Genomic DNA, 26497 nt, shown 5'->3' with positions numbered 1-26497 from the left:
CTACCTTATACTATAATACCATCAAGGCGGATCAGCTTTCCATTTGGCAGATAGATTCCTTCTAAAATGAGGGTTACTTTACCTTCTTTTATTTCTGTTATTTGTACACGTTTAAGCTTAAATCGACGCTCCCACTTTTCTAATGCTTCTGCAACTGCTGCATAAAGTTCTTGTGCAAAACCAGGTACAATTGGATGATCAATCAGCTCAAATAACCTTGATCCGTAATCTCGGCGCATAACACGAGTGCCAGCTGGCGTAGTTAAAATATCAACTATTGATTGTTTTAAATGCTCTATACCACTTATTGTTTTACCAGTTTCAGAACTCATACCACGCATATTATTTACCCTGCAAAAACGTTATCACTCCCTTCTTCTGCTATTGCTCCACAGGAAATTAGGTCACCAGTACGAGCAATGGCTTTGCCATTTACAAACACTGCTTTCGACCCTTGTGTCATTACTTTTCCTTCACTAAAATTATCTCCTTGCCTACAGACAGGTCTTCCGTTTATAAATACATCTCTGCTTCCACTTATACAAAAATGCAGCAACGCTCCTTCACAGTGATCTCCTAGGCGTATAACTGATTTATTCATTCCTTTCCCTAATTTAGATTTACTCTTTTTGCTTTTAGTTTTATTTCGCTCTTTGTTATCTCTACACTTGATTCCCAACATTCAGTGTTATCTTGTCTACTACTTCAATCTCTAAATGATGTTTCTCTTTATCATATGTAAATCTTGTCCCATCTTGAAATTTTACACTATTTACTTCCTTTTTATTCTCTGGAGGAGGGTATTTTTCCTGATATATTGCCGGTAACACCACCCCCAAAGACAATTCTCCCAATGGTGATAATACTATTACCTGTTCATCAATATTTGGTGGTGACCAACTTTCAGCTCTATTTGTTATCCATGGAAGAAAATCTGTTACAAGTTCACCTATTTTAACTTTTACTTTAGCTTTTTCATAATCTATTTTTTCGACAATGCCTATACGGACAATGTTGGCCAATTTCCTCCGCAATTCTGAAATTGCAAAATTACTTTCCAACATTCACATCGATTAAACGAGGTTTTATTTTACTCACTTCCCAAATCGATCGCCCTACATGCAATTCGTGCGCCCAGTCTACCATCCACACTAAATATGCATCGAGCTCTGGCCTAAAATCATCTCCTCCTCCTGATATAAATTCTCCTGGTGAAACATTTTTCACGTTCCAAGTATTTTTATTTACTACTCTGGCAACCTCAGCAGCTAATGATCTGACAATAATAGGGGCATTTTCTATTGTGCTATCGATCACTATTCGTGCCTCAAATTTTGCTCTCAGCGCTAGCTCCTCTGTTCCTGGATCTTTTCCTTGCTCTAGACTTGACAATTCTATAAATACCGCTGGAGCTGCTAACTCTTTCCTTATTGCTGGATAAACCTCACAAGTTTGAATTGCTGGTATCTCTGCCTTTAGCGTATTACAGATTGCCTCATGTAAATTAGTCCAAAATGCCGTCATAAAATAACTCATGTGTAAAATATTTTTCAAATATCCTTTCAACTTCATAATTAACAAGATTTTCTATTATCCTTGAAGCCTCAGGTTCAAGTGGTAGTTTAACCTCCTGTATCGGTAGTGCTGTTCTTCCTACACGTTTAAAAATACCACGATAGCCTCTTGGCATCGTTGCCATAAATGCATCATTAAATGCTGTTCTTATTTTTGCTTGTTTTATATTTCTCATTCTCATATCATACAGATATGCTCTAATTAAAACCTTCAAAGTGCTTTTCCTTGCCTTGATAATTCTTAGTCTTTTTCTAATTACTTTTAGCCTAATTTGCTTTTCTTCACTGATTTCTCGGACAGCCTGAGATTTTAACCATAATGCCGTTTTGTTTAGCGCTCTTACCGCTGCCAATTCTATTTTGGCTTTGTTAGCATCAATGTTGTGAATAATTCTCTCAATATTTTCATTAACCTCAATGTTAAACATCCTTCTCTCCAAGTACTGTACATTTTATATTCCATACTATTCCTGAATTATCTCGCAGTGGTGGAGAATATACTTTATATTTACGACCATCAATAACAAAAATATCTCCCACCATTGGCCTCAGTACATCAAAAACATTTACCTCAAGAAAAAGCATCTCTCCCACAAATTGTCCTTCACCAATCTCGTATAATTTATCTGGCTGTTGCTTTAATACCTGTACCATATATGACTTATCCTTTGATTTATAACAAGCCACTTCTCCTAAATGGGCAAAACAATCTTTAAATAATCTCTTAATATTCTCTTGCACATTTCTCCGCTATATACTAACATTTATATGCTAAGAAGAGGTAAAGCATTCTTCTGCCTCACACCGCTTTATATTTGCTCTACCTATGTTACAACGATCTTGACTAGTATTGCTGGACGGTGGCACATTGGCAGAGGGTTTGACTGCGTATGCAAATCAGTCCCTCTATCAAATCTTCTTGGCTCTTGTTTTGCATATAGTGGCTGTCCAAGTGTATTTACTGTCTCATTAAAATCTGCTGGTGCAAAATATGTTGTAAATGTGCTCGCTGTTCCTAGTGGAAAACAGTGCCCTGTATCTTTCTCAATAAATCTTCTCACAGTTCCTTCAGGGTCGGTTGCTTGTCCTCTATATTCCTCAAACGTTATACCACAAAACGTAAATCCTGACCTCATATCATTCCTTAGCGCTGCACCTTCTTGCCATCTTTCATATGCTTCTTTCACTTTACTATGCGAAGTTAATGCATCAAAAAACTCAGGGCTTACCAAGGCATGAATTCCTGTCATATATTCACCACTTAGGTTATCTTCTATGTGCCTCAATACCTCCATACACTTACGTTTTACATCTGTTGTTGCTGTTCCTAGTGCAAAATTTACTACTTTTGGCGTAATTTCAAATTCGTTGTACAGATTTAATAATTCACTGCCATCTGCGTCCAGAATAATCCCTTTCAGCGCTCCCATTCGCAAATGCTCTAACGTTATTGCGTGTTTGTTTCTCATTAGCTGTAAATGATCGGTTATTACATCTGCCAGCGCTTTAAGTTCACTCTCTGATCCAAAAGCTCTTATTCCTTGTACTTCTTCTGGCAGCACTACATCATCATGCGGAATGTGCGGAATCGTAAATGTTCTTACCTTTCTTTTTCCTCTTTTTCCTACTGTTGCTGGTGCTCCGGGTACTTGCGTTGGTAGTAAACTTAACACTCCGTTGTGTTCTTCTATCGTAATATGTCTAAATCTTACTGACCTACTTGGAAATAAATTTAAATTTTCAACTCGTCCATAATTTATCGGCAATATATTTATCGCATTTGTTAGTGCCGTCATGCTAAATGCTGTATTTGTAAATGGATTTTGCATTTTTTTCTCCCCCTTATTAATTTAAGTTACACTCCCTTGCGGACAATGATCCCTCGTGCTTCAAGTTGCTTTATTGCTGCAGCTTTCTGCTCTTCAGTGATATTTGCTGGCCATACAACTGCATGATCGGCAAGAAGAGCAATACGAGTAATTATTATTGCTTTAGTATCTCCATCTTTGCTATTTACATCGCTTGTTATTACACCTATCGCTGTTTGTGTGCCATCTGTGGCAGCTGGATTTATTACCTTAATCATGTTGTCTTTATCACGACCAACAACTGTACCAAGTTTAAGATTTTGACCTTTAGCTACTGCTATTAAGTCTCTTGAATACAGGCTTGATGCCTCATACTTTAATAAGTCACCTAGATTATTTTGTTCGGTTATAGTACTCATTTTGCTTTTCTCCTTTTGTTATATATTTTAAATGCCTGATTGCGCACGACTTTTCGCTACCTGCATCATCAACTCTTCTCCTGAATTCTGTGGTATTGCACTCAGTATCTCTGTCTTTTTCGTTCGCTCTACAAGTAATTCCATTAAAACCTCCCTTGCTTGCTCAACACTTACGCCCTGCTCAATAAATTCTCCTATTTTCTCTGGCATTCGTGATAAGTTACATAAACGTATTAATTCAAGAACTTCAGTACGATACTTGATTTTATTAGTTGAATTATCAGTTTCTAGGTCAGTTGTAGTTTGTTCGTTCATAGTAATACTCCTGTTTTTATTAATAGATTTAAACTCTGAAAGAATTGTAATTCCATCTGCAAGACCTATTTCTACTGCTTTCTCGCCAAAATATAGCCCTGCTTCTGTTGATTTTATTGCCTCTACAGAAAGGTTTCTATTGCGTGCTATTAGCTCAACCAGCATTCCATATAAACGATTCACTTCGCTTTTTAGGTTTTCTAAACTCTCAGAAGTTATTGGCTCATGTGGATTTAAATCATTTTTTCTACTTCCTGCAAATACTGTCGTATATTTTATTCCCTGTTTTTCATCAAACCCACTTTGATCTATATGACTTGCTATTACTCCTATGCTTCCTACTCCTGAAGTTCTACTCACAAATACCTTTTCAGCGCTAGAAGCTATAGCGTACGCTGCAGAATATGCATCATCATTTGCTATCGCTATTATCCTCTTTTTTCCCCTTGCACTGTAAATAAAATCAGCAAGGTCAAACACTCCATTGACCTCTCCTCCAGGACTGTCTATATCCAACAGGATTGTTTCTATATCACTATCTTCTATTGCTTGTGTAATTTGTGCTTCTATTTGATTATAGGAAGTCATTCCAAAAATATCATCAAAAGTTTCTGACTTTTTTGTCAAGATTCCATGTATCGGTATTATTCCTCTTTCACTATTTCTTACTGCATGTTTTATATTTTTAAAGATAGGCTGCTTTCCTGTTTGTAGTGACAGTAATTCAAAACTCCTTGGTTCTACCATTACACATTTGTTTAACCATGTTGTTTGTTGCTTCATATCACCTCTTGATTGGCCGTAACGTCAGAATCAAAACTTAAGCCCAGTTCACTTGCACGTCTTTGATCTTCAGCAATTTCCTGATCAATTTCTTCTACATCGTAACCCATTTCTGATACTACTTCTGATCGACTCTTAAATCCATTTCTTACTGCCATTTGCTGTGCTTGCTGATCTTTTAGCGGATCCACCCAATCAAACCCTTGTGCTATCCATTTTACTTCTTTTTTTGCTCCTTCTTTTCCCTTTGTCCATTCTTCACCTATGTCTAGCTCTCCAGAAAGTAGTGCTAACTCTAACCACCTATCCCATACAGGACGGCAAAACTGAAATACCATAATGTTATGCTGTAACATCGTGCACCTCCTGCGAAACTCTATCAATCCTGCTCGAATGGATGAATAATTAACGCCTGTTAAATCTCCTGTTAGCTGTTCATATGTTATCCCTGTGCCTATTGCTATTGCCCTGAGTTGCTGTCTCATAAACGCTTCATAACTTCCTCCTACATCTGACGGCTCTGAAATTTTATATCTTCTCCTGGGTCTAAAAGCTGCATTGTTCCAGGTTCTAGGCCAGATAGTGCTATTCCTTGCTCATTACTTTCACCTTCTCCCATGATATTTGCTTCAGGATCAAGTCTCGTAATAAACCCTGCAAACATCGCTGCTGTTTTCTTTCTTACTAGCTCTGCATCGTCGTATTGATCAAGCTCATAGAGCTTTAGCAGTATATTAGAAAGCCATGGCTCTCCTCGGATCTGACCAGGTCTTAGTGGTCTATAAATATGTAAAACATCATTTGCTGGCACTCTCACTGACTCTCCAAATGAGCCTTCACCTGGATGTTCTCTAAATAGGTAATACGCTTCTCTCTGCCCAAGCCTATTGAACTCAATCCCGTTTCTAATTACATTACCGTTGGCAAGGGTTTGATTGCTCTTATCGTCTAAATGCTCTGATTCAAGTACTTGTAATTGCAGAGGTACACAAAGACCATCTTCGTATCTCAGCCGTACAAAACATTCTCCTCCCTCTATCATACTTCTGCATACTAGAGTTTGTAATCCGTAAAAATCACTTATCCCATTACTGTCTGCTTCATCTGTCCATTTCAGCCATAATTCTTGTACTTTCTTTCGAAATTCTCCATCCCTTGCTTTTGATTGCGGTTTTATTCCTGTTCCAATAGAGTTACTTATACCAATTCCCACTATACAAAGAACGGATAGACAATAATGGAAAAAAAGCCATACTAAAGTAAGTGAAGTAGCGAGGTTTAAATGGCATTAAGATCAAAATTATTGGATGAAAAAGTAGTAGAATCAGCAAAAGAAATGCTGAAGAAAGTAAGGAACAATGCATATGTTTCAAAAAAACTAAATGCTGTAATTGCGGCAAAAAAGCATAGTATAACGGCTGTAGCAAAAATATATTGCATTTCAAGAAGCGCACTAACTTCGTGGATAAAACTCTTGAAATTTGGCAGAGAAGAAAAACTGTTTGCTCCTCCATCACGCCGTAGAAAAACTAAATTAAATCAGGCTCAACTACAGCAAATTGAAGCATGTATAGAAGAAAATCCTAATATTACCATTAAAGAAATGAGAATAAGAATCCAGGAAAAGTTCGGATTAAATATCAGCAAATCTACAGTACACTGCCATATGCAAAAGATGAAATTTTCATATATTACACCAAGACCAGTACACAACGTACAAGATAAAAGTAAACAAGAGGAATTCAAAAAAAAATCTCAATGAAGTTATTGGCAAGTATCCAGAAAAAGAGCTATTTTTCTTTGATGAATCAAGGTTTGGCACACATTCGAAAGTTGGGCATGGATGGTTTAAAAAAGGCACTAGGACTCGGGTTAAAATAAAATTAGGTAGGCATAATTTTTATCTCTACAGTGCAGTTAATCCTAAAAATGGAGAGAGTTTTAGCTTATTTGCACCAAATGTTAACACTGATTGCATGAATGTATTTCTTGAGCAAATGTCGCAATATCTAGGGACAAGAGAAGCTGTTCTTGTTATGGACTGTGCTAGTTGGCATAAGTCAAAAAATTTAAAGGTAGCTAAAAATATTGAGATTATATACCTACCTCCATATTCACCTGAACTTAATCCTGTTGAGAGGCTTTGGTTATACATAAAACAGAACATTTTGCGCAATAAAATATACGATACAATTGCTCTGCTTGAGGGTGCTTTGTGCAAATTTATTACTTCTCTTGCCAGCTCCACAATTAAACAACTCTGCAATGTCTCCTATTTGACTGACCAACAATGAGAATTGGTATTACTATTGTATCAATGATATTTGCTGCATATGGGTTTTTTCTCACCATATCCCGAGAACGGCTACGTAAGTGCTCAAGGCTCTGAGAAAGTAAATTATTTATGCTTCCTGTTTCTCCTTGCCAATACATTACCCTTCTCCCTGAGCCTGATGCATCCCAGGCTGAATTTTTGATTTTTGGCTTGTAGAATAATTGTTTGAAGGTTTTTAGTAGCATTTATAAAATTCCTTTATTTGTTGAAAAAACAATCTTTCTTTTAGGTTTCACACCTACAATTTTCAATTCAGCCTTAATACGTTGCCGTAGATTCAGCAAGTCATTTATCTGGACTTCAGCATATCTCACCACATGGTCACCATATGCAATTGATACTACTCGCTCTCCGTTTTGCAGCTTCTTTATTGCTTGTTCAACTTGAAACAAATACTCTTCGTTATACATTTTTCAACCACTTACTCTGTCTTACTTTTTTAGGCTTTTTACTTTCCATTTTTCCACTCAGACTATTCCATTTACTCTCTGGCCAACGATCAATTCCAAGCGCAATAGATGCAGCTCTGGCATAAATCCGGCAATCTAGTACTTCATTTCTTTCTCTTACCTTTTGCCACTCTTGTTTAGTGTATCCTTTTACTACCTTGCTGACTAATTGCTCTGCCGTTAGCTGCTTAAAATACTCAGGTGCATACTCGGGAAAATGACAATACCCTGCTGGCACTTTCTCTTCTTCTTTTAAAACATTAAGTAATTGAAAAAGTTCTGACTTTAATATCGATACTCCTACTGGCCAGAGCTTTATTCCTCTTTTCAGCTTTTGACCACCAACTGTTATATCTACTCTGCTTGGACTGCTAAGTGGTACTAGAGCTTTATTTACACCTTTGACTGCCATTACTCTTCCAGATCCTTGATGACCTCTTACCCAGTTGTATACTTCTTGCGTTGCATATCCAGCATCTACTGCCATCATGCTTATCATATATTCAAGCCCATTTTCACCGATAAAATGATGATTGAGTAACTCTGAAAGCTTTCCCCATACTTCTCCACCTCCTGTATCTCCTTCAAATACTCGGTAGTCTATTGACCAACTTTCACGGCTTTTTCCCCATGCTACAACTTCCACCTCTAGACGATCTTTTTGGACATCTACTCCTGCTGTGAGGATTACTTCGCCTTTTGGTACTGTGCCAATCTGAAAAAATTCTCTCCTGTTAAATAATTGCTTCCAGTCTGGTACTTCTCCTTTATCTACCCAAGTTTCTCCTAAAGTGGTATTTATCCATACTTTTAGTAATTGTTCACTTTCCTTTGCATGAAGAAAATCCTCCACTGCTTGTTGCCAACTATACCAGCCAACTGGACTATAAAGACTTGAAAGATGAAATCCTTTTTTCTCACCTTTTATTGGATTGGTAGGCCTCCATTCTCCACGCTCAAGCATCTCTGTCTTTTGATGATTTTCTATCTTTTCACCACATTCTATACATATATAGTGTGCTGTATTTGGATTTTTATCTTCCCATTTTATTTGTGACCATTTTAGAACTTGATAGTAATTACAATGCGGACAGGGAACAAAAAAGTACTGCTTATCTGTTGCTTCAAATTCCTTCTCAATTCTGCTTATTCCATGAATAGTTGGTGTTGATACTAAAAAAATCTTTCGCCGTGCAAATGTATTGGTACGAGCTATGCTGAGTAAAACTGGATCTCCTTCTCTACCTGAGTCTCCTGGATAGGCATCTATTTCATCAAGAAAGAGGTATTTTACTGGCATAGATCTAAGTCCTACACTGCTATTTGCTCCAGTTATTACTACTATTCCACCTGGAAATTCCTTACTTTGTACAGTATTGCCTGAGTCTCTTGACCTTGGGTCTTTTACTTTACTTTTTAAACATGGTGTACTTTCAATCAGTGGTGCAAATCTTCCCTTTGACCAACGTTTTCCCATTTCAACTGTTGGCTGTACTACTAGCATTGGTCCTGGCGTTTGATCGATAATATAGCCAATCCAATTGTTACCAGCTTCTGTTCCTCCAATCTGCGCTCCTTTCATGAATACTACTTTTTCAGCCTGTGAAGAAGGAGATAGTGAATCCATGATTTCTTTTAAATAAGGAGTTCTTTCTGTTCTCCATTTACCTGGCTCTGATGCTGCAGTTGGCGCTAAAACTCGATACTCATTCGCCCACTCTGATACTTTAAGCTGGGGATCTGGTCTTAAACCTTCAGAAAAAGATGTTGCGTATATCATTGTCTGCATCTACTCATAATTGGTTCTATCTCGACACCATTAACAGTAGAACTACACTCCTCCAATTCCATAAACATCTTTTTCTGAAATTCGTTTTCTATACATCTTTTGCTCATCTCACTTATCATTATTGCTATAACAAGCGCAAATACTCCTGTTATTGTTGCAAAAATGATCGTACTGCTTATTGTTGTTGCTGTTAAACCTATATATGCCGCTATTGCTATTGCGCTGGCTGTAATATAGATGCAGATAATATTATTATATTTTTTCGTCCTTTTATCTGCTATTTCTCTCTGTGCTGTATATTTATTATGAAGGGTTGGAAAATTAACAATGGTATCTCTGCAGAGCAGTGCCCCATTTTTTTCAGTAAATAAAACTTTAAGTAACTCTAAATTGTTTGATTTGATTGCTAAGTGCAAAACAGGTGTATAATTTGCTCCTTTTTTCAGCAATAACTTTACTATATGTAAATGCCCTTTTTCTGCAGCAAGGTAAATCGGAGAGTGACCTTTGTTATTTAAGATATTAATATCGATTTCTTCTTTTAAAATAGACTCTACAAGTTCAATTTCTCCTCTTTGTGCAGCTAAATGTAATAGACTATTCTTCTCAGAACCATACTTATTATTCATTAAAGCCTTCTTTATCTCAGGTCTATTTTTAGCGTAATCAAATGGTGTCTTGCCGCTATCGTCTTTTACCAGAGGGTCTATATCTTCTCGCGTTAGTAAAACTTCTATTGTTTTAAGTCTTTCAGCATAGTGTAGTGGTGTTTTATTTTCGTAGTCTTGCAAATTGACTTGAGCATTAGGCTCCCTTATTAAGCATTTGAGGATATCCAAACACAAATCTCTTTCATCGTAATTAGTATTACTTACAGCTATATGAATAGGTGACAATTTCATTGAGTTTTGTCCCATGCGCGCGCTATTTACATCTGCTCCAAGCTTTAGCAGTAACTTTACTATCTCCAACTTTTTGTTATTAACTGCATAGTGCATTGGTGTCTGATTTCGTGCATCAAAGACATCTATTTCAGCGTTTCCTTCTTCCACTAAAATTTTGACAACATTTCCATGTCCTATGCCTGCCGCTAGATGTAATGGCGTATGATGCAAAGCATTTCGTACATTAACGTCAATACCTTTTCCTATCAAATATCTAACTGCATTAACTTCACCTATCATTGCAGCTAAATGAAGTAAGCTATCTTGTTCTGATCCGTATTTGTTATTAATTAGCGCTTGTAATATTTCTGCTTTTTTCCCTTCTTTGGCGTAATCAAGAGATGTTTTACCGTCATTATCTTCTACAAAAGGATTAATGTTCTTCTTTGTGAGTAACAAATCTACCATACTTAATTCGTCAAACTCTATAGCACAATGTAGTGGTGTCTTTCCATTCAACCCTCTAACATTAACATCTAATCCAGGTTGATTGATGAGACACTTTATTAACTCTAAACTTAAGTTATCAGCCATTTTACATTCAAAATCTTTTTATATTTGAAATTTATTGTTAGATAATTCTTGGAGTGAGTTTGTAATCTCTTCAGTTAGCACCATATGAATCTTTTCAGTGTCACTCAGTGATGCAAGCAGCGCTGAAACTCTATTTGGAATATTAAGCAAATTATTACGAACAACTCTTGCTACGTTAAATGCTTCAGTTTTTACCTCTTCAATTGACACAAATTTGCCTATTTCAGCTTTCACTTTAGCTTCCAAAAGTTTACCACGCTCCGTTTCATTTTTTATTCGCGTTTTTAGCAATATCGTTGAAAGTTTTTCTCCGCGCTCTTTTCTCCTAAGTGGTTGACTTGGATCTCTTATTGCTGCTACCGCTTCATTTGCTTGTTCTCGGTCAATAAGTCCATCTTCCAGCTCAACTATTCCTTTTTTTACTAAAGAACAGACATATTGCCTCGAAAACCCTTTTTCCCTTGCCCACTCTGCTTGCGTAATTCTCACCTTTTTTTCTCCTTTTTAGCACTGCTCAGCTATAATTTCGTAAGTAGTTAACATTTGAAATATATCTAACGCTAAAGAAGGCCCGAGGTCAGGACCACCAAACCCGCCAGCATGGCTAAAAGGACCCGCTTTTTATGATATTTCTAATGTATAAAAATCTTTACTGAAATTCATAACATAGAACATTAAAGCTAAAGAATCCGCTTCATTATCATCTGTTGGACAAAAACCCTTTTCCTGCACTGCTTCAATGACATCAGCTTTACTTGCATTACCCTTGCCAGTTATAAAACGTTTAATAGTCTTAACCGAAACACCTTGATAGGGAATATTACTTTCTTCGCACCAAGCAGAAAGGTGTGCTAAAAACCCTCCATAGATGTGTGCAGCATCAGTTCCCAAGTGTCTTCTCACTTCTTCAAAGTACACAACTTCAATACCTGGAAATTTATACTTAAGTGAATTAAGCCAATTACGAAAATTTAAAAACTGCATTCCACCACCACTAAACCTGCTAACATGAAAACTCTTACTTCCACTTTGCACTATTCCATCATGTAAAATAGTCCAGCCAGTTTGTTTGCCAAGATCTAGTGTGAGCATTTACTTTCAGTTGTTGTGTACATATATATACAAGATTCAAAAAAATTATGTCCAAAAAATCTTTAATTTTCGAAATTTAACAACTAAAAACTAACATGAAAACTCTTACTTCCACTTTACAGCCAGTTTGTTTGCCAAGATCCAGTGTGAGCATTTCCTTTCAATTGTCAGGTAAATATATATACAAGATTTGAAAAATTTTCGTCCAAAAAATCTTCAAATTTTTAGGAATTTTTTTTATAATTCTCGAATTTGAAGACCTTTCAAACGGGTTTCTCTACTTTTAGAGGTTTTTATTATTCTACTCTTATATTTTATATGTTTTTATATATGTGTATATTTTTATATATGTATTATATATATATATTATATATAAGGGTTTCAGGAACTCCATATTGGCGGACTTCAGATATGCCGTTCCTAGAGGAACGCATGGTGAAAATCCGCCATACAGGCTAGTTCTAGATTCCTGATTTAGGAAGCCAGTAATTAGGAACGGAACTTAAGGTTATAGAGAGCATACTTTTCAACTATTTTCCTCTTAAAAATTTAAGCTATTCTTTTAATAGCGAAATCTACATTTTTAGCTCTTTAGGTGATATTGAATTTCAAAATATGAAATTCTTATATATTTTTAATATAACTTTAGGAAGCCTGAGCTACCCATTCTTAAAAATATTGAAATCCATTCAAAATAGGTTCCAAAAACCTGAACTGTATTATTTTAAATTGTATAAGTATTATTCTCAAAAAAAAATAACAGAATATCAATAGATTAAAAATCGCATCAGTATTATTTATTTTTGCTCCTGTCCTACATAAGGGCATTAATAACTTCCATCCTTAAAGCATTAATTTGTTTTAGGGAAAACCATGAAATTAAAAAATATAGCTATAATTGTTAAAAACGTAAAATACCAAGCCTATAGACTAAAGCTTGCTAAGTGCTTTATTGATGAGAATAACGAAGACCTTGAGCAAGAACTCTTGTGTGAAATTTGGCCATGCCTTGATCAGTATGATGAAGATAAAAGTAGCTTTAACACTTTTGTAGCAAGACTAACTGAAAATAAAGCTATTAACCTGTTAAAGAAACAGCAATGTGCAAAACGTAATATCAATAACTATATTAGCATTGATGTAGCAGAGCTATTTGAGGGTGAAATAACAAAACGCATTGATGTAGACTATATGATCTCGGTTTTACAAAAGGAATGGCAAAATATATGTGAGCAACTTAAATTTTTTAACTTACATGAAGTTGCCAAGATGAACAACGTTTCAAGAACCACTTTAAACAATATTATCAAGAAGATACGTGCCAAACTTTCTCCTATTTACTACGCAGGCAAAAGGAAAAATTGAACAAAATTTTTGCCTTTCTTGTATATATATACATCGTAGCATGGATAAATAATGGTTCTTAAAATTTTGAATAATAATGAAAGATTGCAAACAATATCAACTGTAAAAATGGTCATCTTTGGTCCTTATGGTATTGGTAAAACAAGTCTCCTAAAGACCGTAGATGAACCAACACTTTGCCTTGATTTTGAAGCAGGGCTTCTTGCTGTTCAAGATTGGCAAGGAGATTCAATTAGTCTTCGCACTTGGAATGAAGCTAGAGATATTGCTTGTCTTATAGGGGGGCCTAATCCTGCGCTGAAGTCTGATCAAGCATATAGCCAAAGACACCATGAACATGTATCTGGTAAGTACAAAGATCTTTTCTCTGAGTTTTCTAAATACCAATGCATCTTTGTAGATAGTATAACCGTTGCTTCACGTTTATGTCTATTATGGGCAAAAATGCAACCTGAAGCTTTTTCTGAGAGATCGGGAAAACAGGACATGAGAGCTGCCTATGGATTACTTGCTCAGGAAATGATGGCTTGGCTCAATCAATTTCAACACATCAGAGACAAAGACATCATCATAGTTGGCACTTTAGGTCAATATCTCGATGATTTCAATCGTCCAATTTGGCTACCTCAATGCGAAGGGGCTAAAACTGCTAGTGAAATTCCTGGAATAGTTGATGAAGTAATCAGTATGGTTGGAATCAAGAGAGATGATGGAACGGAGAAACGCTCTTTTGTTTGCCATACTCTAAATCCTTGGGGATACCCAGCTAAGGATCGTAGTGGACGCCTGAGTATGCTTGAAGAACCACACTTGGGGAAGCTACTTACAAAGATTAAAAGCAAGTTTTAAAATTTAAACCATAAACATGGAGAGTGATATATGTTGCAAACTGATTTTAACACCGCAAAACCGCAAAGTAGACTAATACCTAAAGGGACAATAGTAAAGGTAAAAATGACAATCAAGCCTGGAGGTTATGAACACTGGTTTACTAAAAGCCCCACTACCGGTAGCATTTATTTAAATACAGAATTTACCGTTATTGAAGGTCTATATGAAAAGCACAAGATTTACCAAATAATTGGTATTAAAAGTAGTAAAGCAGAAGATACTTGGGGAGAAATGGGTCGCTCTATGCTTCGCAGTATCTTGGAATCGGCACGTGACATTCATCCACATGATAACTCAGAAAGTGCAATCCTTGCTCGTAAGCTAAATTCAGTTGCAGAATTAAATGGGTTGGAGTTTACAGTAAAGGTAGGTGTTATAACTGATGAATATGGAGAGAAGAACAAAATTGCTTCGGTAATTACTCCAGAATACCGTAAAAATTATGAAATTGACAGAGTACCATTTTGAAGTACGACGAGGAAAAGCTTTGGTCTGCTGTCGTTACTAGGGGTATTCAGGACGCAGTAGGAAAAACCCCAAAGCTAAGAGAAGAAGCAATTAATTGGCTGAATTCAAAATCTTTTGAAACTGTTTGTGAGCTAGCTAATCTCAACTTTAAACGTATGAAAAGTATGTATAGGAGTTTTATGTCTAAAAAGCAAGAAAAGATAAAAGCATTATTAATTGATAATATCAAAGAGTGTGTTTCTTACCTACTTCCAAATGGTGAATTTTACCGAGATAAAACTTATATTGGAAACTTAAATGGAAATACAATTACAGTTAAAATAGTAGGTAAGGAAGCTGGTGATTGGCGTAATTTTACTGAAGGGACTAGCGGTGATATTATTGATCTTTGGGTTTTAATTAAAGGTGATATAGATTCTGCTAGGAAGTGGCTCAATAAGAAATCAAAGAGTGGAGAAAAAAGGGAGAGAGCAGAAAAAATATTTTCTGTAAAGCAGTACTTGAGTGATCAATCACCAATACCAGAAGACATAATAGCTCCACGAATTCTCACTCCAGGTGGTCTTTTAGTCATTGGTGGTACTCCAAAGGTTGGCAAAAGTTATTTTCTTCTCTCTTTGCTTGCACATCTTGCAGCAGGAGTATCGTTTCTTAAGATGAAGTCAGCAAGGCCACTAAAAATAATCTATCTGCAAAATGAGATGGAGTACAATTACATCAGGGAACGCATACAACAAATCATAACTAATCAAAGGCTGCCAAATCTAGCAGAAGAAAACTTGATTGTTACTACAAAGATGAGATTAACTTTAAACGATGAAGGTATAGAGAGAATAAAAGAGATTATAGGAGAAAAATTTAAAACGATAGACCTTATCGTTTTGGATTCCCTTGACTATGAAAATATATTTTCCGGTCTGCAAAGCAAAATAGAAAAATTACGTTCTATAATTAATCCTATGGCTGGAATAATTATTACACGTCATACCAGAAAAGTATCCACAGCTACATTAGCAAAAAGTCCTTTTCAAGCTTTAATTGGTGCTAATGCTTTAAGAAGCTTTTATACATCTGGTATGGTAATGTTTCAACCAAATAAACGTGCAAATGTCTTGCAAGTAGTATATGAGCTAAGAAACGGTAAATCAATACCAGCAAAATTCATTAGCAGAGTAAATGGGCGTTGGCAGAACTCTAAAGTTATAGCTACGGCTTAATTTGTCTGCAAAAACGGACAGCATGGTAGAGCTAAAAACTCAGATTTTGCAAAACATCAGATCTTGTCTTTTTCATCTGTTACCAAGAGGGACATTTCGTGGTGATAAGTTTTATGTAGGTGATGTACAGGGTAACAAAGGCAAAAGTACTGTAATAGAGTTAACAGGCGAAAAAGCTGGATTATGGAAAGATTTTGCAACGGGAGAAGGTGGTGACATTATCGACCTTTGGGCAACAGTACACGGGAAGAATGCGAAAACAGAATTTCCTGAAGTAATGCTCTCAATAAGTGAATGGCTTGGCATCAAAGAAAAAAATAATATTAGAGATCTAGAACAATATCTGACTTGTAGTTGGAACTACTACGATGAAAATAACCAATTGATTGTAATAGTCTACCGTTATGATCCTCCTTTAGAGAAAAAACAGTTTAAACCATTTGATGTTAAAAAACAAAGATTCAAAGAGCCAGAGATAAGGCCACTCTACAACATTCCAGGTATTTTAAAGTCCAATAAGGTTATTCTGGTTGAAGGAGAAAAATGCGCAGAAGCACTTATAGAGAAAGGAATTACAGCTACAACTGCGATGTTTGGAGCAAATGCGCCTATTGATAGAACAGATTGGACTCCGCTAAAAGGTAAACAAATTATCATTTGGCCAGACAATGATGAAGCAGGTAATAAATATGCCAAAAACGCTGAAAAGAAACTTTTAGAACTTGGTGTTGCATCACTTGCTACGCTTAAGATTCCACCAGATAAACCAAGGAGTTGGGATGCTGCTGATTGTGTGTTAGAGGGAATAAATATTGAAGAATTTATCCTTAGCACAAATAGTCCTTATCATAGAAAGCCACTCAGAATAGATACTAGAGCTTGGACTAATATTGCTCCAGAAAGGGAATGGATTGTAAAGGATTGGCTTCCTGTTGGTAGTGTTACAGCTCTTTACGGTGATGGTGGTGTTGGAAAATCTCTCCTTGCTCAGCAATTAATGACTGCTGCTAGTACTGGTAAATCTTGGCTAGGGATAGCAATTGAGAAAATCAAGACATATGGTGTATTTTGCGAAGACGACACAGAAGAGCTTTGGCGTAGACAATGTGCAATAAATAAATTATATCAGCTTGATATGAAGTCTTCTGATTTTCTTAACAACATTTGTTTATCATCTCGTACAGGAGAAGATAATTTACTGATGGTATTCAATAGTAAAAGTACAGGACAATTAACTACTTACTTTCAGGAATTACTTGAAGATATTAAATCATTTCAGCCAAAACTTGTAGTTCTGGATACAGCAGCAGATTTGTTTGGAGGTAACGAAAATGATCGCTCTCATGTGAGACAATTTATACAAAACTGTTGTGGCAGAATAGCGCAGATAATTAAAGGGGCTGTTTTGTTATGTGCACATCCTTCGGATTCTGGAATAATACGCAAAACTGGCACAGGAGGTTCAACAGCATGGAATAATTCTGTTCGATCTAGATGGTATTTGTCAAGACCAGAAAAGACTGGTAATGATCGTGTTCTTTGCCGAATGAAATCTAATTATTCTGCATCAGAAGAAAATAAGATTTCATTTTGTTGGCAAAATGGATCGTTTTTGCAATATGATACAAATTTTAATTCAGAAAGGGTAGTAAGGGATGATTATAATAATAAACTGGATTTAGAGCGCTTGAGAAGACATGATATAATTTTAGAATTAATTGCCAATGAAGCATATAAAGGAGAAGTGTATACTGCAGCGAGCTTTGCAAAATGCTTTGAAGGAAAGTTGGGACTTGGTAGTGAACGTAGCATTCGTGAAAGAATCAGCCATCTTGCAACCATAGGTTATATAAAATTCTTTAAAAAGGCTGTAAGATCAAGTACAAGGTCAAAGTATGGTTACTTGTGTGTAAGAGACATGGAGCTGAAGATTGCTGAAAATCAATATAGATTAGTAAAACCAGATTATTATCTCTCGTCAAACAATGGAGTAACTCTGCCTGTTGAAAACCCAGATATTTGGGTTATGCGTGATTTTACCAAATTAGATTGGCAGAATGGCAGATTGGCAAACTGAAGAATTTGCCAATCTGCCATTCTGAATTTAGTAAAAATACAAGAAAATCAATATCTTATATAGTTTTGTACAAACGTCAGATTGGCAAGATGGCAAAAAGTTGCCAACTAGAAGGAGTAGCCAAAAGCGCTCTTCTCAGGCTGGTTTCAGCAAGTTGGCAGATTGGCAAATTACCTTATATATATAAATATATTATGGTTATATCATAGTATATTATAAGTATAAATTGTACTACGTAAGAGAATTTTTTAGTATTTTTTTATAGTCAAAGTAAAAGGGTTAATCCGATAACCATGTGATGATCTTTGCCAACCAAGTGTTTGTATTACATCATTACGTTCAATACTTAATCCTAATTTCTCAGCCAATGTAGCTTTGATCGTTTTTTGCATCTTGTTTAATGGTTTTCTGATTTGATGTTCTAAATCTGCTTCTAAACTAAGTCCCAAGAGTTTTTCTAACTGGTTAATATTGAGAAGTGTATGTTTTTCAGGTGGCAGCTCTTTCTCGCAGTCATGTAAAAATTGCTTGAACAATATTCGAAAAATATTAAGACATGATACAGCTTTTTTATTTATAACTTCAACGCTATTAACATATACCATACCTTTAACTACCTGTAACTCCAAAAGCTTTGTTGGTACAATTGGTTCAACACGTTTAAGCGAAATATATGAAGCTGGTAAAACTTGCAAAGAAGTATTTTCTACTACCTTTGGTACTCCTCTTTTAGCTGCCTCTTGGAATATCTCAGTTAAAGTCTTAAGCTGACAAAACAGTTCTACCATTGGCACTATATATAGGCTCAATAATAGATTCGGTATATCTTTTTTTAGGGTGATGAGAACTGTCGGATGGACTCTAAGTTTATCTATGGTTAAAAATATTGCATCAGTACAAAAATCAAGGATTATTAGATTTACAATACGACCTTGATTACAAATATAATAAACTCCTTTTTCCACTTTTTCCCACATAAGTCTTGAATCATTCAACTTTGTTTCAAGCCAGTCTATGATCTTTTCTGTATTTAAGTATATGGATAAGAGATGAAATCTCTGTTTTTGATAAGTATTAGGCAGAATATGACGAGAACAGTTTTCACAAATAGCGTCATCACATGCTTCATCAAAGTCTGGATCAATGAAAATCTCATTGCTACAATTTGGATCAATTACATTTGGCCAATCAAGATGATCTTCTTCACGAGAACAAACAATATAGTACCTTTCTTGCATTTTTATTAATCCAAGATCAAATAAGTATCTTGCTGCTTTAATGTGATTTTGACTTAGATTAACCCAAGAACTATTTAAACTTAAAAGATCAGCAATTTGCTCGTGAAAGGATTTTAAGACCATAAGATTGTTCTATATGTTTCTTCAGTTCCTCTCTTTCCTTTTTATTGAGTGGATGCTCTGAATAATAAACTTCCCCACTTATTTTGAAAGAAAATGTTACCTTTTTGTTTTGGAACATTACTTTAGCTGATTGAATAGATTGTAGTATATTGCCAATAGATGACTTTAAAATATGTAACTCTGGTGCAATAGGATCATACGGCTTTACACTCAAAGTAAGATATGTATTACTATTTTTGAAATAATCTGACTTAAAATTTAACTCAAATATACAAATATTAGGGTCAGAACCCTCTATACATGCTTGAAGAAATTTATGCACTTGTAGTGGAAAGTTCTTATCCTGTATATTTACAAAAGTACATTCGCAGTTAAAATAACCACTTACAATACTATTTGCTATTTCCACAGCTTTATTAGTATTTTTAGCACAGAGATTAACCTTTGTACCATCAAGCGAAAAATCTAAAATCATCCACTCAGGTTTATGACCATGAACAACTTTGTTTGAATTAAGCAGTAAATCCATGTCACTTCCTCGACGTACAAACATATATATTCGATCTTGATGATGGAAAAAACCCTGCAGCTGGTCATCATCCTTAAGTATCTGCTCTACGGCTTCTTGTGACATAAATTCCTTAAATGAAGTATTTATTTGTCTTGGTGATTTCTGTAGAGCAAATGATACGAAACCTTTCTTTTGTACTTTATCAAAGTGATAGACAGATTTTAGAAGTTTACAATTTATGTGAAATAGTAAAAACAATAAGGATCTTTTATCATACTTAGTGTTATTTTTTATCAGGTATGATCTCATTAACTCTTGAGTAAGGGCAAATCTTGCTACTTCACTGACTGTAGCCTCAAGCTTTGTACGATCAAAGTAGCTAATGAGATAATAGTTAAAAAGAGAGTCAGAGTAACTGGTAAGTATCTTACGTTTTTGTTGAGTGGATCTATCGTCATAATCTCCGTCCTGAAAAAGTTGTCCATTTAAATGATTTTTAAAGCAATGCTGAAAAATGATGCTCAGTTGTTTACCAGAAAGGGAATCTAACCAAGATTGACGTATATTATAATCCTGAAAACGTTCTAGTAAAAGGTTGACCGGAACTTCTAAATCACTTTCCCAGAATTCGTAACTTGGATGAACATTCATACCATATTAAATAAGCTATATTATACATAATATGACAATTCAAGCAAAGATTTTTTGGACATAATTTTTTCAAATCTTGTATATTTATTAGGGAGAATTTCTTGTTTGCGCGAACTAGACAGCTTTTTTAAATAAGGTGTGCATTAGCTTAGTTTAAAATGGTAAACGTTTTCTTTTAGCTATGGCAATAGAAGTCTCCTAACCTATAAGAAAATTCACAGGAAGAAAAACATGCAAAAGGGAGAGTTGGCTATTTATTGGGGTTATAAACCTAATCGGTTGGCAGATACATATTTGGCAGATGCTTATGAACAATTATTGAAATATAAAATAAAGGAGGTAGAAGAAAATGGTAACGGTAAGCTTGTATGCAAGAGTCTCATCAAGACAACAGGCACAGGAGAATACGATAGAGAGTCAGATTGTAGAATTGGAGCGTCGCATTGGTAGTGATGGACATGAGTTATTAGATGAGCATAAGTTTGTCGATAATGGTTATAGTGGATCAAATTTAGAACGTCCTGGCTTAGAGAGTTTACGTGATAGAGTAGCAGAGTATGAACGTGCAAAGATTATGGAACGTAATCGCAGAGGAAAACTTCATGCAGCTAAAACTGGCCGTATCAGTGTAATGAGTAATGCACCTTATGGTTATCGCTACATAGCAAAACATGTAGGTGAAGGAAGTGCTCAGTTTGAGATTAATGAAGAAGAGGCAAATGTAGTACGCAAAATATTTAATTGGGTTGGTCAAGAAAGAATAAGCATCAATGAAGTTATACGTAGACTTAGCGAGATATCGGTAATAACACAAACAGGAAAGGAACGTTGGAAAAGAAGTAGTATCTGGAAGATGTTAAGAAATCCTGCTTATATAGGACGAGCAGCTTATGGTAAAACTAAGGCATGCTCGAAGCCACAAGTAAGGAAATCAAAAAAAGGAACTTGTGGTAAACTCAAAAATGGTCATTTTAGTAATGATAAAGAGAACTGGATTTACGTTCCAGTGCCAAAAATAATCAGTGATAATTTATTTGATTCAGTGCAAGTACAGCTGACTGAAAATAGGCAAAGGGCAAGAGCTCGAGAAAGAAAAGAAACTTTTTTGTTGCGGAGTTTAACAGTATGTCAGCGTTGCCAATATACTTATTGTGGTGTATATAGTAGAAATAAACGTTATTCTTACTACCGTTGTTCTGGCTCCAGGTTTAATGGCAACAGAATATGTGACAATAAATCAATACGCACTGATGTATTAGATGCAGTTATATGGGAAGAAGTCAAGAGTATACTAAAAGAGCCAGATAGGATTGCAAATGAATATCAACGTAGATTGTCAGAGAACAAAAAACCTCTACATAATCAACCACGTGAAAAGCAAGAAAGTAAGTTAAGATTAAGTATAAAAAAATTTATAGATAGCTATGCCAAAGGGTTTATAAGCCAAGAAGAATTTGAGCCAAGAATTACAACAATGAAACAGCATTTAAAAGAAATTGAGGAGGAAAAAGAAAAAGTACTTGATCAAAAGAAATTACAACAAGAATTGAGCCTTGTTACAGATAGCTTGAAAAACTTTTCCTCAAGTGTTGAATCAAAACTTGATCTGGTAGATTGGCAGACTAAGCAAAATATTATTAGAATGTTAATTCATCAAATTGAAATCAATCACAATCACTTGTATATAGTATTTCGCATAAAAAGTCTTGCAAACTTTGATCAAAATAGCCATAATAGAATTATGCAATGTTGTACTAGTCGTACAGACACTGGGATCCAGGAATTTTATTAAGTATAAAAGTAGCCGTTTTATGTTAAAATACAACATTTTAATGATTATGAAAAGGCTGGATTCCAGACTGGAATGACACCATTTACTGTGCAATTTACCTTCAAAAATGAATGTTCGTATAGCTGTGCGCCCGGCGCTGCCCTACATTATTGGTAATTATATTATAAGGTGCAAAAGTTGTATAATTCATTTGACTTAAAACGGCTCATTGTATAAAATTGTGACTAATATATGAATAAAGGTTAACATGGTAGTTAAAATAAGGTTGGCAAGGTTTGGCGCAAAGAAACGCCCTTTTTATAGGATAGTTGTAGCTGATTCACGAGCACCAAGAGATGGGCGTTTTATTGAGAAAATAGGACAATATGATCCAATGTTACCAAAAGACAATAAAAATCGTGTTGTGGTGAAGGCTGATAGATTAAAACATTGGCTAAGCGTAGGCGCGCAAGCAACTGAAAGAGTACTATGGTTCATTAAAAAAGGCATAGTAACTTTAGAAACAGAACCAAAGAAAACAGAAAAGAAGAAAGTAGAGAACGAGAAAGCACAGGGACAAGAAGCATAAGTCTCTTTAAAATGCTAAATACTGATTTAACAAATAATGGTAAATTAGACGATGTCGTATCTTCTGATTTATCAGCTATGAAGGACTTTATCTTCAAAAATGTCAATGATGAAGGTGCTAAGCTTGCTACTGATATTATATCTCATCTTGTTAGTTCAGGTGGAAAAAAAATAAGGCCTAAACTAGTTTTTATTATATGTAAAATGCTAAACTATTCTGGGGAGGATAGGATCAACGTTGCTGCATCGGTAGAGTTTATACACAATGCTACTTTACTTCATGATGATGTGCTCGATGAAAGTGAGGCACGCCATGGAGTTAAAACAGCGAATAAGATTTGGGGAAATAAATCAAGCATTTTAGTTGGTGATCTATTGTTGACTCTAGCATTTAGATGGCTTATAGAGTGTGGAAATTTAAATATTCTCTCTATTTTATCTAAAGCATCGCATTTACTTGTGAAGGGTGAAATAAAGCAGATGACAACATGTTTTGACCCCCACACAGTCAGGGAAAATTATTTTGATATCATTGGAGAAAAGACAGCATCTTTATTTTCTGCATGCTGTGAAGCTGCATCTACAGTATCTGGTGCAACAAATGACGAAACAGAGAGGCTAAAGAATTTTGGTTTTAATTTTGGTATGGCATTTCAAATAGTTGATGATATGCTCGATTATACTGCTAATCAAGGCACTTCTGGAAAACAAGTCGGAAAAGACTTTTTCGAAGGTAAAGTCACCTTACCTGCTATTATAGCATACGAAAAGGGCAGTCCAGCAGAGCAAAAATTCTGGGAAAAATGCTTTTCTTCAGCTAGACACAATTTTGACCAAGCATTACACTATATTAATCACCATAATGCCATTCAGCTTTCTATGGAAAAAGCTAGACACTACATTAATATGGCACAAAATGATATTAGTACTTTTTCTGATTCTTTTTATAAAATTACTTTAATTGACTTTTTAAATGCGAGCATAGAAAGACAAATGTAGCTGGTGCTTGATATTTTCGAATTAATTGCTATATATTTATTAGATTCTTAAGGATAGTGATATGTCAGACAGCAGTAAAGAAAAAAAGAGGAAATTTGCCGATATGGTAAATAGGCAAAAAGGTGACGACCAACAAAGTGATAACCATAAGCAAACTGATGATTTAAATGAAGATCTCAATACATTAAAAGAACGTGCAGCTCAGCTTGAAGATCATTTACGCCGTGCTGTTGCAGATAATGAAAACGTCAAACGTATAATGCAAAAGCAAATTAGCGATGCAAGTGACTATGCAGTCACAAAATTTGCACGTGATATGATCGACTCGTGCGACAATTTAAAAAAAGTAATGGAAATTTTGAAAGACGGTGATCCTGTTCATGAGGGGATTAAAGTAGCTTATCAAAAAATTATAAATGATCTAAAAAAACATGGAATAGAGGAAGTAGATCCACTTGGTGAGCTTTTTGATAGTAATTTACACCAAGCTGTTGTGGAAAGAGAAGACAATGAAAAAGAGCCTGGCACTATTATAGAAGTACTACAGACTGGTTATACTATCAAAAATAGGTTGCTCCGTCCTGCAATGGTTATTCTTTCTAAGAAATCTGCTGATTGTGGAAGCGATTAGCATGAGGTAAATGTATAATGACAAGTATTGTCTTTTCAGGTATCCAGCCAAGTGGCGTACTACATTTAGGTAATTATCTTGGTGCAATCAAACAGTGGATAGACTTACAGGATAAATACAAATCTCTTTTTTGTATTGTCGACCTACATGCAATCACAGCAAATAAGCTTCCCGCAAGTGAATTAAAAAGTAATATTTTCAAAACAGCAGCAGCTTATATTGCATGTGGAATAGATCCAGAAAAGTCCATTATTTTTAATCAGTCCACGGTTAGTGGTCATGCAGAACTGGGCTGGCTGCTTGGGTGCTATACACCAATTGGTTGGCTTAATCGCATGACTCAATTTAAAGATAAAGCTGGCGGCGATAAACAAAAAGCCTCTCTTGGATTATATAGTTATCCAGTACTTATGGCTGCAGATATATTGTTGTATCAAACTAAATACGTTCCTGTTGGTGATGATCAAAAACAGCATTTGGAGCTTGCACGTGATATTGCATCAGCTTTTAACAATCATTATAAACTGGATTATTTCATCGTACCTGAAATCTTAACTTTGGATTGCACATCAAGAATAATGAGCTTAAGAGATGGTACAAGCAAGATGAGTAAATCTGACCCTTCAGAATATTCGTGCATTAACCTTGATGATACAGATGACTTAATTGTTAAAAAAATAGAAAAAGCAAAAACAGATTCAATTCTAGGCTTTGATTTTGCTACTTTAGAGTGCCGACCAGAGATAAGCAATTTGATAAACATTTATTCAGTGCTTAGTAATTTAAGTGTAGAAAAAGTGTGTGAAGAAGTGAACAAACATGACATGAAGCACTTCAAAAAAGAGTTAGCTGATTTAATTATCAGTGTTATATCACCCATACGTGAGAGAATGAATGATCTTTTAAAAGACCAATTCCATTTACATGAAATATTAAAAAAAGGTACAAAGAAAGCAGCAGAAATTGCAACCCATAATATAAAAGAAATCAAGGATATTATTGGATTTGCTCAATAGACCTCTTGCATAACCTAAGGAATCAATTCAAAATTGTAAAAACAGGCAATAAGGAAATGTTCAAAAAAGTGTGTCAAACCGCATTTTTAACTCAACTCAATTTTCAATCTACCAGGAAAGAAAATATCAAGTTGAGATATAGTTAAAGCCCAATTAGGATAGTCCAATTTTGCTCTGCCTTTTTTATAGCACAATATACCTGTTTGTACAAGCTAGTAAATGAGCCCTTAGTTTTAGTGAATTTTCTAATCTGTCTATGCAGTCCCTTAATAGGGTTGGTAGTATAAATTAGCCTCACGCGAACTTTAATTTTTATATTCCTTCATTAGCATAATATAATTTTGTGCTGATTGTGTAATATGTTTAATTTCTTCATTCGACATTTTTTTGAAGAACTTTGCTGGCCTGCCAGCCCATATTTCCCCACTTTTTATTACTTTTCCATGTGTCACTAGCGAGCCAGCAGCTACCATAGCTTCAGGCTCCACAACTGCATGGTCCATCACGGTAGAGCCCATACCAATAAACGCTTTATCATGCACCATACATGCATGCAACATACAAAAATGTCCCACTGTTACCATATTGCCAATAGTTGTATCACCACCTGGGTTTCTATCCACATGAATTACCGTTCCATCTTGAATATTTGTTCCATCACCTATTTTTATTGATCCAACGTCCCCTCTGACCACACAATTAAACCAGATGCTCGCATCTTTTCCTATTTCAACCTTGCCTATGATATGCGAACCACCTGCGATGAAAGCACTTTCGTCTATTTTTGGTTCATAATCTTTGTATTTTAAAATGTGATACATATTAAGCCCACAGTTTTATGCATATGCTAACCAAAATAAGGTAGGCAGTAAATACATACTTAGATTCCAAGCTACTTGGGTGACAGAT

28 protein-coding genes and 4 pseudogenes are annotated in these 26497 nt (G+C 35.4%); 12 read left to right on the top strand and 20 right to left on the bottom strand.

Annotated features, from left to right (window positions below):
- Positions 1-5: 5 nt before the first annotated feature.
- The 10 genes and pseudogenes from ABWU75_RS02925 to ABWU75_RS02880 form a co-directional block, all read right to left on the bottom strand.
- On the bottom strand, positions 6-341 hold the full coding sequence (locus ABWU75_RS02925; protein WP_353287039.1) for a GPW/gp25 family protein: 336 nt from the start codon (positions 339-341) through the stop codon (positions 6-8).
- Positions 342-346: 5 nt separating this feature from the next.
- Entirely contained in the window at positions 347-601 is a 255-nt protein-coding gene (locus ABWU75_RS02920; protein WP_065094333.1) for a PAAR domain-containing protein, read from the bottom strand.
- A gap of 8 nt (positions 602-609) precedes the next feature.
- Positions 610-1064, bottom strand: a pseudogene (locus tag ABWU75_RS02915) (phage baseplate assembly protein V).
- Positions 1051-1524 (bottom strand): hypothetical protein, encoded by a 474-nt coding sequence (locus ABWU75_RS02910; RefSeq protein ID WP_353287038.1) that lies wholly within the window; start codon positions 1522-1524, stop codon positions 1051-1053. Before ABWU75_RS02910 ends, ABWU75_RS02915 begins: the two are co-directional and overlap by 14 nt.
- Positions 1505-2002 carry a phage tail protein gene (locus tag ABWU75_RS02905; protein WP_065094330.1) on the bottom strand — a complete coding sequence of 166 codons (498 nt, stop codon included), beginning with the start codon at positions 2000-2002 and terminating at the stop codon, positions 1505-1507. Before ABWU75_RS02905 ends, ABWU75_RS02910 begins: the two co-directional genes overlap by 20 nt.
- Positions 1995-2315 carry a hypothetical protein gene (locus ABWU75_RS02900; protein WP_065094329.1) on the bottom strand — a complete coding sequence of 107 codons (321 nt, stop codon included), beginning with the start codon at positions 2313-2315 and terminating at the stop codon, positions 1995-1997. Before ABWU75_RS02900 ends, ABWU75_RS02905 begins: the two co-directional genes overlap by 8 nt.
- A gap of 83 nt (positions 2316-2398) precedes the next feature.
- Positions 2399-3403 carry a major capsid protein gene (locus ABWU75_RS02895; RefSeq protein WP_065094328.1) on the bottom strand — a complete coding sequence of 335 codons (1005 nt, stop codon included), beginning with the start codon at positions 3401-3403 and terminating at the stop codon, positions 2399-2401.
- A gap of 26 nt (positions 3404-3429) precedes the next feature.
- Complete coding sequence (locus ABWU75_RS02890) at positions 3430-3801, bottom strand: head decoration protein (RefSeq protein WP_353287037.1); 372 nt, start codon at positions 3799-3801, stop codon at positions 3430-3432.
- 27 nt (positions 3802-3828) lie between these two features.
- On the bottom strand, positions 3829-4899 hold the full coding sequence (locus tag ABWU75_RS02885; protein ID WP_353287036.1) for a S49 family peptidase: 1071 nt from the start codon (positions 4897-4899) through the stop codon (positions 3829-3831).
- Positions 4896-6115: pseudogene (locus ABWU75_RS02880) on the bottom strand (phage portal protein). The gene ABWU75_RS02885 and the pseudogene ABWU75_RS02880 overlap by 4 nt, the downstream one beginning before the upstream one ends.
- 66 nt (positions 6116-6181) lie before the next feature.
- Between ABWU75_RS02880 and ABWU75_RS02875 the strand changes: the two are divergent.
- A protein-coding gene (locus ABWU75_RS02875) for an IS630 family transposase (protein ID WP_353286847.1) occupies positions 6182-7193 on the top strand; the annotation gives its coding sequence in 2 pieces (ribosomal slippage) (positions 6182-6643 and positions 6645-7193; 1011 coding nt in all).
- A gap of 10 nt (positions 7194-7203) precedes the next feature.
- On the opposite strand, the pseudogene ABWU75_RS02870 reads toward ABWU75_RS02875, so the two are convergent.
- From ABWU75_RS02870 to ABWU75_RS02845, 6 genes and pseudogenes are all read right to left on the bottom strand, one after another.
- Positions 7204-7419, bottom strand: a pseudogene (locus tag ABWU75_RS02870) (phage portal protein); the annotation flags it as partial.
- A complete protein-coding gene (locus tag ABWU75_RS02865; protein WP_065094324.1) occupies positions 7420-7644 on the bottom strand; it encodes a gpW family head-tail joining protein in 225 nt (74 codons plus the stop codon). It abuts the pseudogene before it with no gap.
- Complete coding sequence (locus ABWU75_RS02860; RefSeq protein ID WP_353287035.1) at positions 7637-9463, bottom strand: phage terminase large subunit family protein; 1827 nt, start codon at positions 9461-9463, stop codon at positions 7637-7639. Before ABWU75_RS02860 ends, ABWU75_RS02865 begins: the two co-directional genes overlap by 8 nt.
- A complete protein-coding gene (locus ABWU75_RS02855) occupies positions 9460-10950 on the bottom strand; it encodes an ankyrin repeat domain-containing protein (RefSeq protein ID WP_353287034.1) in 1491 nt (496 codons plus the stop codon). Before ABWU75_RS02855 ends, ABWU75_RS02860 begins: the two co-directional genes overlap by 4 nt.
- 18 nt (positions 10951-10968) lie before the next feature.
- The gene (locus ABWU75_RS02850; protein ID WP_353287033.1) at positions 10969-11439 is read right to left on the bottom strand and encodes a hypothetical protein; all 471 of its coding nucleotides are present in this window, start codon (positions 11437-11439) and stop codon (positions 10969-10971) included.
- A gap of 132 nt (positions 11440-11571) precedes the next feature.
- Positions 11572-12042 (bottom strand): Holliday junction resolvase, encoded by a 471-nt coding sequence (locus ABWU75_RS02845; RefSeq protein WP_353287032.1) that lies wholly within the window; start codon positions 12040-12042, stop codon positions 11572-11574.
- An 873-nt stretch (positions 12043-12915) separates the two neighbouring features.
- Here ABWU75_RS02845 and ABWU75_RS02840 point away from each other — a divergent pair.
- From ABWU75_RS02840 to ABWU75_RS02815, 6 genes are read left to right on the top strand one after another with little or no spacing between them, the layout of a single operon-like run.
- Positions 12916-13407: a sigma-70 family RNA polymerase sigma factor gene (locus ABWU75_RS02840; protein ID WP_353287031.1), complete on the top strand. Its 492-nt coding sequence runs from the start codon at positions 12916-12918 to the stop codon at positions 13405-13407.
- Between the two features lie 51 nt (positions 13408-13458).
- On the top strand, positions 13459-14256 hold the full coding sequence (locus ABWU75_RS02835) for an ATP-binding protein (RefSeq protein ID WP_353287030.1): 798 nt from the start codon (positions 13459-13461) through the stop codon (positions 14254-14256).
- A 30-nt stretch (positions 14257-14286) separates the two neighbouring features.
- The gene (locus tag ABWU75_RS02830) at positions 14287-14766 is read left to right on the top strand and encodes a hypothetical protein (RefSeq protein ID WP_353287029.1); all 480 of its coding nucleotides are present in this window, start codon (positions 14287-14289) and stop codon (positions 14764-14766) included.
- On the top strand, positions 14763-15983 hold the full coding sequence (locus ABWU75_RS02825; protein WP_353287028.1) for an AAA family ATPase: 1221 nt from the start codon (positions 14763-14765) through the stop codon (positions 15981-15983). Before ABWU75_RS02830 ends, ABWU75_RS02825 begins: the two co-directional genes overlap by 4 nt.
- Before the next feature lie 22 nt (positions 15984-16005).
- A complete protein-coding gene (locus tag ABWU75_RS02820; protein ID WP_353287027.1) occupies positions 16006-18060 on the top strand; it encodes an AAA family ATPase in 2055 nt (684 codons plus the stop codon).
- Complete coding sequence (locus ABWU75_RS02815; protein ID WP_353287026.1) at positions 18033-18269, top strand: hypothetical protein; 237 nt, start codon at positions 18033-18035, stop codon at positions 18267-18269. The genes ABWU75_RS02820 and ABWU75_RS02815 overlap by 28 nt, the downstream gene beginning before the upstream one ends.
- Positions 18270-18308: 39 nt before the next feature.
- Here the strand turns inward: ABWU75_RS02815 and ABWU75_RS02810 are convergent, their stop codons facing one another.
- Both ABWU75_RS02810 and ABWU75_RS02805 read right to left on the bottom strand, forming a co-directional pair.
- The gene (locus ABWU75_RS02810; protein WP_264711505.1) at positions 18309-19421 is read right to left on the bottom strand and encodes a hypothetical protein; all 1113 of its coding nucleotides are present in this window, start codon (positions 19419-19421) and stop codon (positions 18309-18311) included.
- Positions 19387-20583, bottom strand: a complete 1197-nt coding sequence (locus ABWU75_RS02805) for a hypothetical protein (protein WP_353287025.1) — start codon at positions 20581-20583, stop codon at positions 19387-19389. The genes ABWU75_RS02810 and ABWU75_RS02805 overlap by 35 nt, the downstream gene beginning before the upstream one ends.
- Positions 20584-20932: 349 nt before the next feature.
- Here ABWU75_RS02805 and ABWU75_RS02800 point away from each other — a divergent pair, with 349 nt between their 5' ends.
- The 5 genes from ABWU75_RS02800 (at position 20933) to trpS (ending at position 25588) form a co-directional block, all read left to right on the top strand.
- Positions 20933-22375 (top strand): recombinase family protein, encoded by a 1443-nt coding sequence (locus ABWU75_RS02800; RefSeq protein ID WP_353287024.1) that lies wholly within the window; start codon positions 20933-20935, stop codon positions 22373-22375.
- A 247-nt stretch (positions 22376-22622) separates the two neighbouring features.
- Positions 22623-22943, top strand: coding sequence for a 30S ribosomal protein S16 (gene rpsP / locus ABWU75_RS02795; protein ID WP_253307256.1), 321 nt, complete (start codon positions 22623-22625; stop codon positions 22941-22943).
- A gap of 11 nt (positions 22944-22954) precedes the next feature.
- Positions 22955-23941, top strand: a complete 987-nt coding sequence (locus tag ABWU75_RS02790; RefSeq protein WP_264732453.1) for a polyprenyl synthetase family protein — start codon at positions 22955-22957, stop codon at positions 23939-23941.
- Between the two features lie 61 nt (positions 23942-24002).
- Positions 24003-24572, top strand: a complete 570-nt coding sequence (locus ABWU75_RS02785) for a nucleotide exchange factor GrpE (RefSeq protein ID WP_253307254.1) — start codon at positions 24003-24005, stop codon at positions 24570-24572.
- Positions 24573-24589: 17 nt separating this feature from the next.
- On the top strand, positions 24590-25588 hold the full coding sequence (gene trpS / locus ABWU75_RS02780; protein WP_341822535.1) for a tryptophan--tRNA ligase: 999 nt from the start codon (positions 24590-24592) through the stop codon (positions 25586-25588).
- Between the two features lie 86 nt (positions 25589-25674).
- Here trpS and ABWU75_RS02775 read toward each other — a convergent pair.
- A pseudogene (locus ABWU75_RS02775) lies at positions 25675-25883 on the bottom strand (IS256 family transposase); the annotation flags it as partial.
- 10 nt (positions 25884-25893) lie between these two features.
- Positions 25894-26409, bottom strand: coding sequence for a gamma carbonic anhydrase family protein (locus ABWU75_RS02770; protein WP_253307252.1), 516 nt, complete (start codon positions 26407-26409; stop codon positions 25894-25896).
- Positions 26410-26497: the final 88 nt, after the last annotated feature.

The sequence above is a fragment of the Wolbachia endosymbiont (group A) of Anthophora plumipes genome (genome assembly GCF_964028115.1).
In the GTDB taxonomy this organism is placed as follows: domain Bacteria; phylum Pseudomonadota; class Alphaproteobacteria; order Rickettsiales; family Anaplasmataceae; genus Wolbachia.
Note: the sequence above shows the minus strand (reverse complement) of the source record. Positions and strands in the feature narration are given on the sequence as shown.

What these genes read in the sequence shown, in the direction of transcription:
- ABWU75_RS02890 (WP_353287037.1), bottom strand. Translation starts at nt 3,801, where the DNA reads ATGAGTACTATAACCGAACAAAATAATCTAGGTGACTTATTAAAGTAT.
- ABWU75_RS02770 (WP_253307252.1), bottom strand. Translation starts at nt 26,409, where the DNA reads ATGTATCACATTTTAAAATACAAAGATTATGAACCAAAAATAGACGAA.
- ABWU75_RS02865 (WP_065094324.1), bottom strand. Translation starts at nt 7,644, where the DNA reads ATGTATAACGAAGAGTATTTGTTTCAAGTTGAACAAGCAATAAAGAAG.
- ABWU75_RS02920 (WP_065094333.1), bottom strand. Translation starts at nt 601, where the DNA reads ATGAATAAATCAGTTATACGCCTAGGAGATCACTGTGAAGGAGCGTTG.
- ABWU75_RS02810 (WP_264711505.1), bottom strand. Translation starts at nt 19,421, where the DNA reads ATGGTCTTAAAATCCTTTCACGAGCAAATTGCTGATCTTTTAAGTTTA.
- ABWU75_RS02840 (WP_353287031.1), top strand. Translation starts at nt 12,916, where the DNA reads ATGAAATTAAAAAATATAGCTATAATTGTTAAAAACGTAAAATACCAA.
- ABWU75_RS02805 (WP_353287025.1), bottom strand. Translation starts at nt 20,583, where the DNA reads ATGAATGTTCATCCAAGTTACGAATTCTGGGAAAGTGATTTAGAAGTT.
- trpS (WP_341822535.1), top strand. Translation starts at nt 24,590, where the DNA reads ATGACAAGTATTGTCTTTTCAGGTATCCAGCCAAGTGGCGTACTACAT.
- ABWU75_RS02790 (WP_264732453.1), top strand. Translation starts at nt 22,955, where the DNA reads ATGCTAAATACTGATTTAACAAATAATGGTAAATTAGACGATGTCGTA.
- ABWU75_RS02860 (WP_353287035.1), bottom strand. Translation starts at nt 9,463, where the DNA reads ATGATATACGCAACATCTTTTTCTGAAGGTTTAAGACCAGATCCCCAG.
- ABWU75_RS02895 (WP_065094328.1), bottom strand. Translation starts at nt 3,403, where the DNA reads ATGCAAAATCCATTTACAAATACAGCATTTAGCATGACGGCACTAACA.
- ABWU75_RS02785 (WP_253307254.1), top strand. Translation starts at nt 24,003, where the DNA reads ATGTCAGACAGCAGTAAAGAAAAAAAGAGGAAATTTGCCGATATGGTA.
- ABWU75_RS02820 (WP_353287027.1), top strand. Translation starts at nt 16,006, where the DNA reads ATGGTAGAGCTAAAAACTCAGATTTTGCAAAACATCAGATCTTGTCTT.
- ABWU75_RS02835 (WP_353287030.1), top strand. Translation starts at nt 13,459, where the DNA reads ATGGTTCTTAAAATTTTGAATAATAATGAAAGATTGCAAACAATATCA.
- ABWU75_RS02905 (WP_065094330.1), bottom strand. Translation starts at nt 2,002, where the DNA reads ATGTTTAACATTGAGGTTAATGAAAATATTGAGAGAATTATTCACAAC.
- ABWU75_RS02800 (WP_353287024.1), top strand. Translation starts at nt 20,933, where the DNA reads ATGGTAACGGTAAGCTTGTATGCAAGAGTCTCATCAAGACAACAGGCA.
- ABWU75_RS02855 (WP_353287034.1), bottom strand. Translation starts at nt 10,950, where the DNA reads ATGGCTGATAACTTAAGTTTAGAGTTAATAAAGTGTCTCATCAATCAA.
- ABWU75_RS02925 (WP_353287039.1), bottom strand. Translation starts at nt 341, where the DNA reads ATGCGTGGTATGAGTTCTGAAACTGGTAAAACAATAAGTGGTATAGAG.
- ABWU75_RS02830 (WP_353287029.1), top strand. Translation starts at nt 14,287, where the DNA reads ATGTTGCAAACTGATTTTAACACCGCAAAACCGCAAAGTAGACTAATA.
- rpsP (WP_253307256.1), top strand. Translation starts at nt 22,623, where the DNA reads ATGGTAGTTAAAATAAGGTTGGCAAGGTTTGGCGCAAAGAAACGCCCT.
- ABWU75_RS02885 (WP_353287036.1), bottom strand. Translation starts at nt 4,899, where the DNA reads ATGAAGCAACAAACAACATGGTTAAACAAATGTGTAATGGTAGAACCA.
- ABWU75_RS02845 (WP_353287032.1), bottom strand. Translation starts at nt 12,042, where the DNA reads ATGCTCACACTAGATCTTGGCAAACAAACTGGCTGGACTATTTTACAT.
- ABWU75_RS02910 (WP_353287038.1), bottom strand. Translation starts at nt 1,524, where the DNA reads ATGACGGCATTTTGGACTAATTTACATGAGGCAATCTGTAATACGCTA.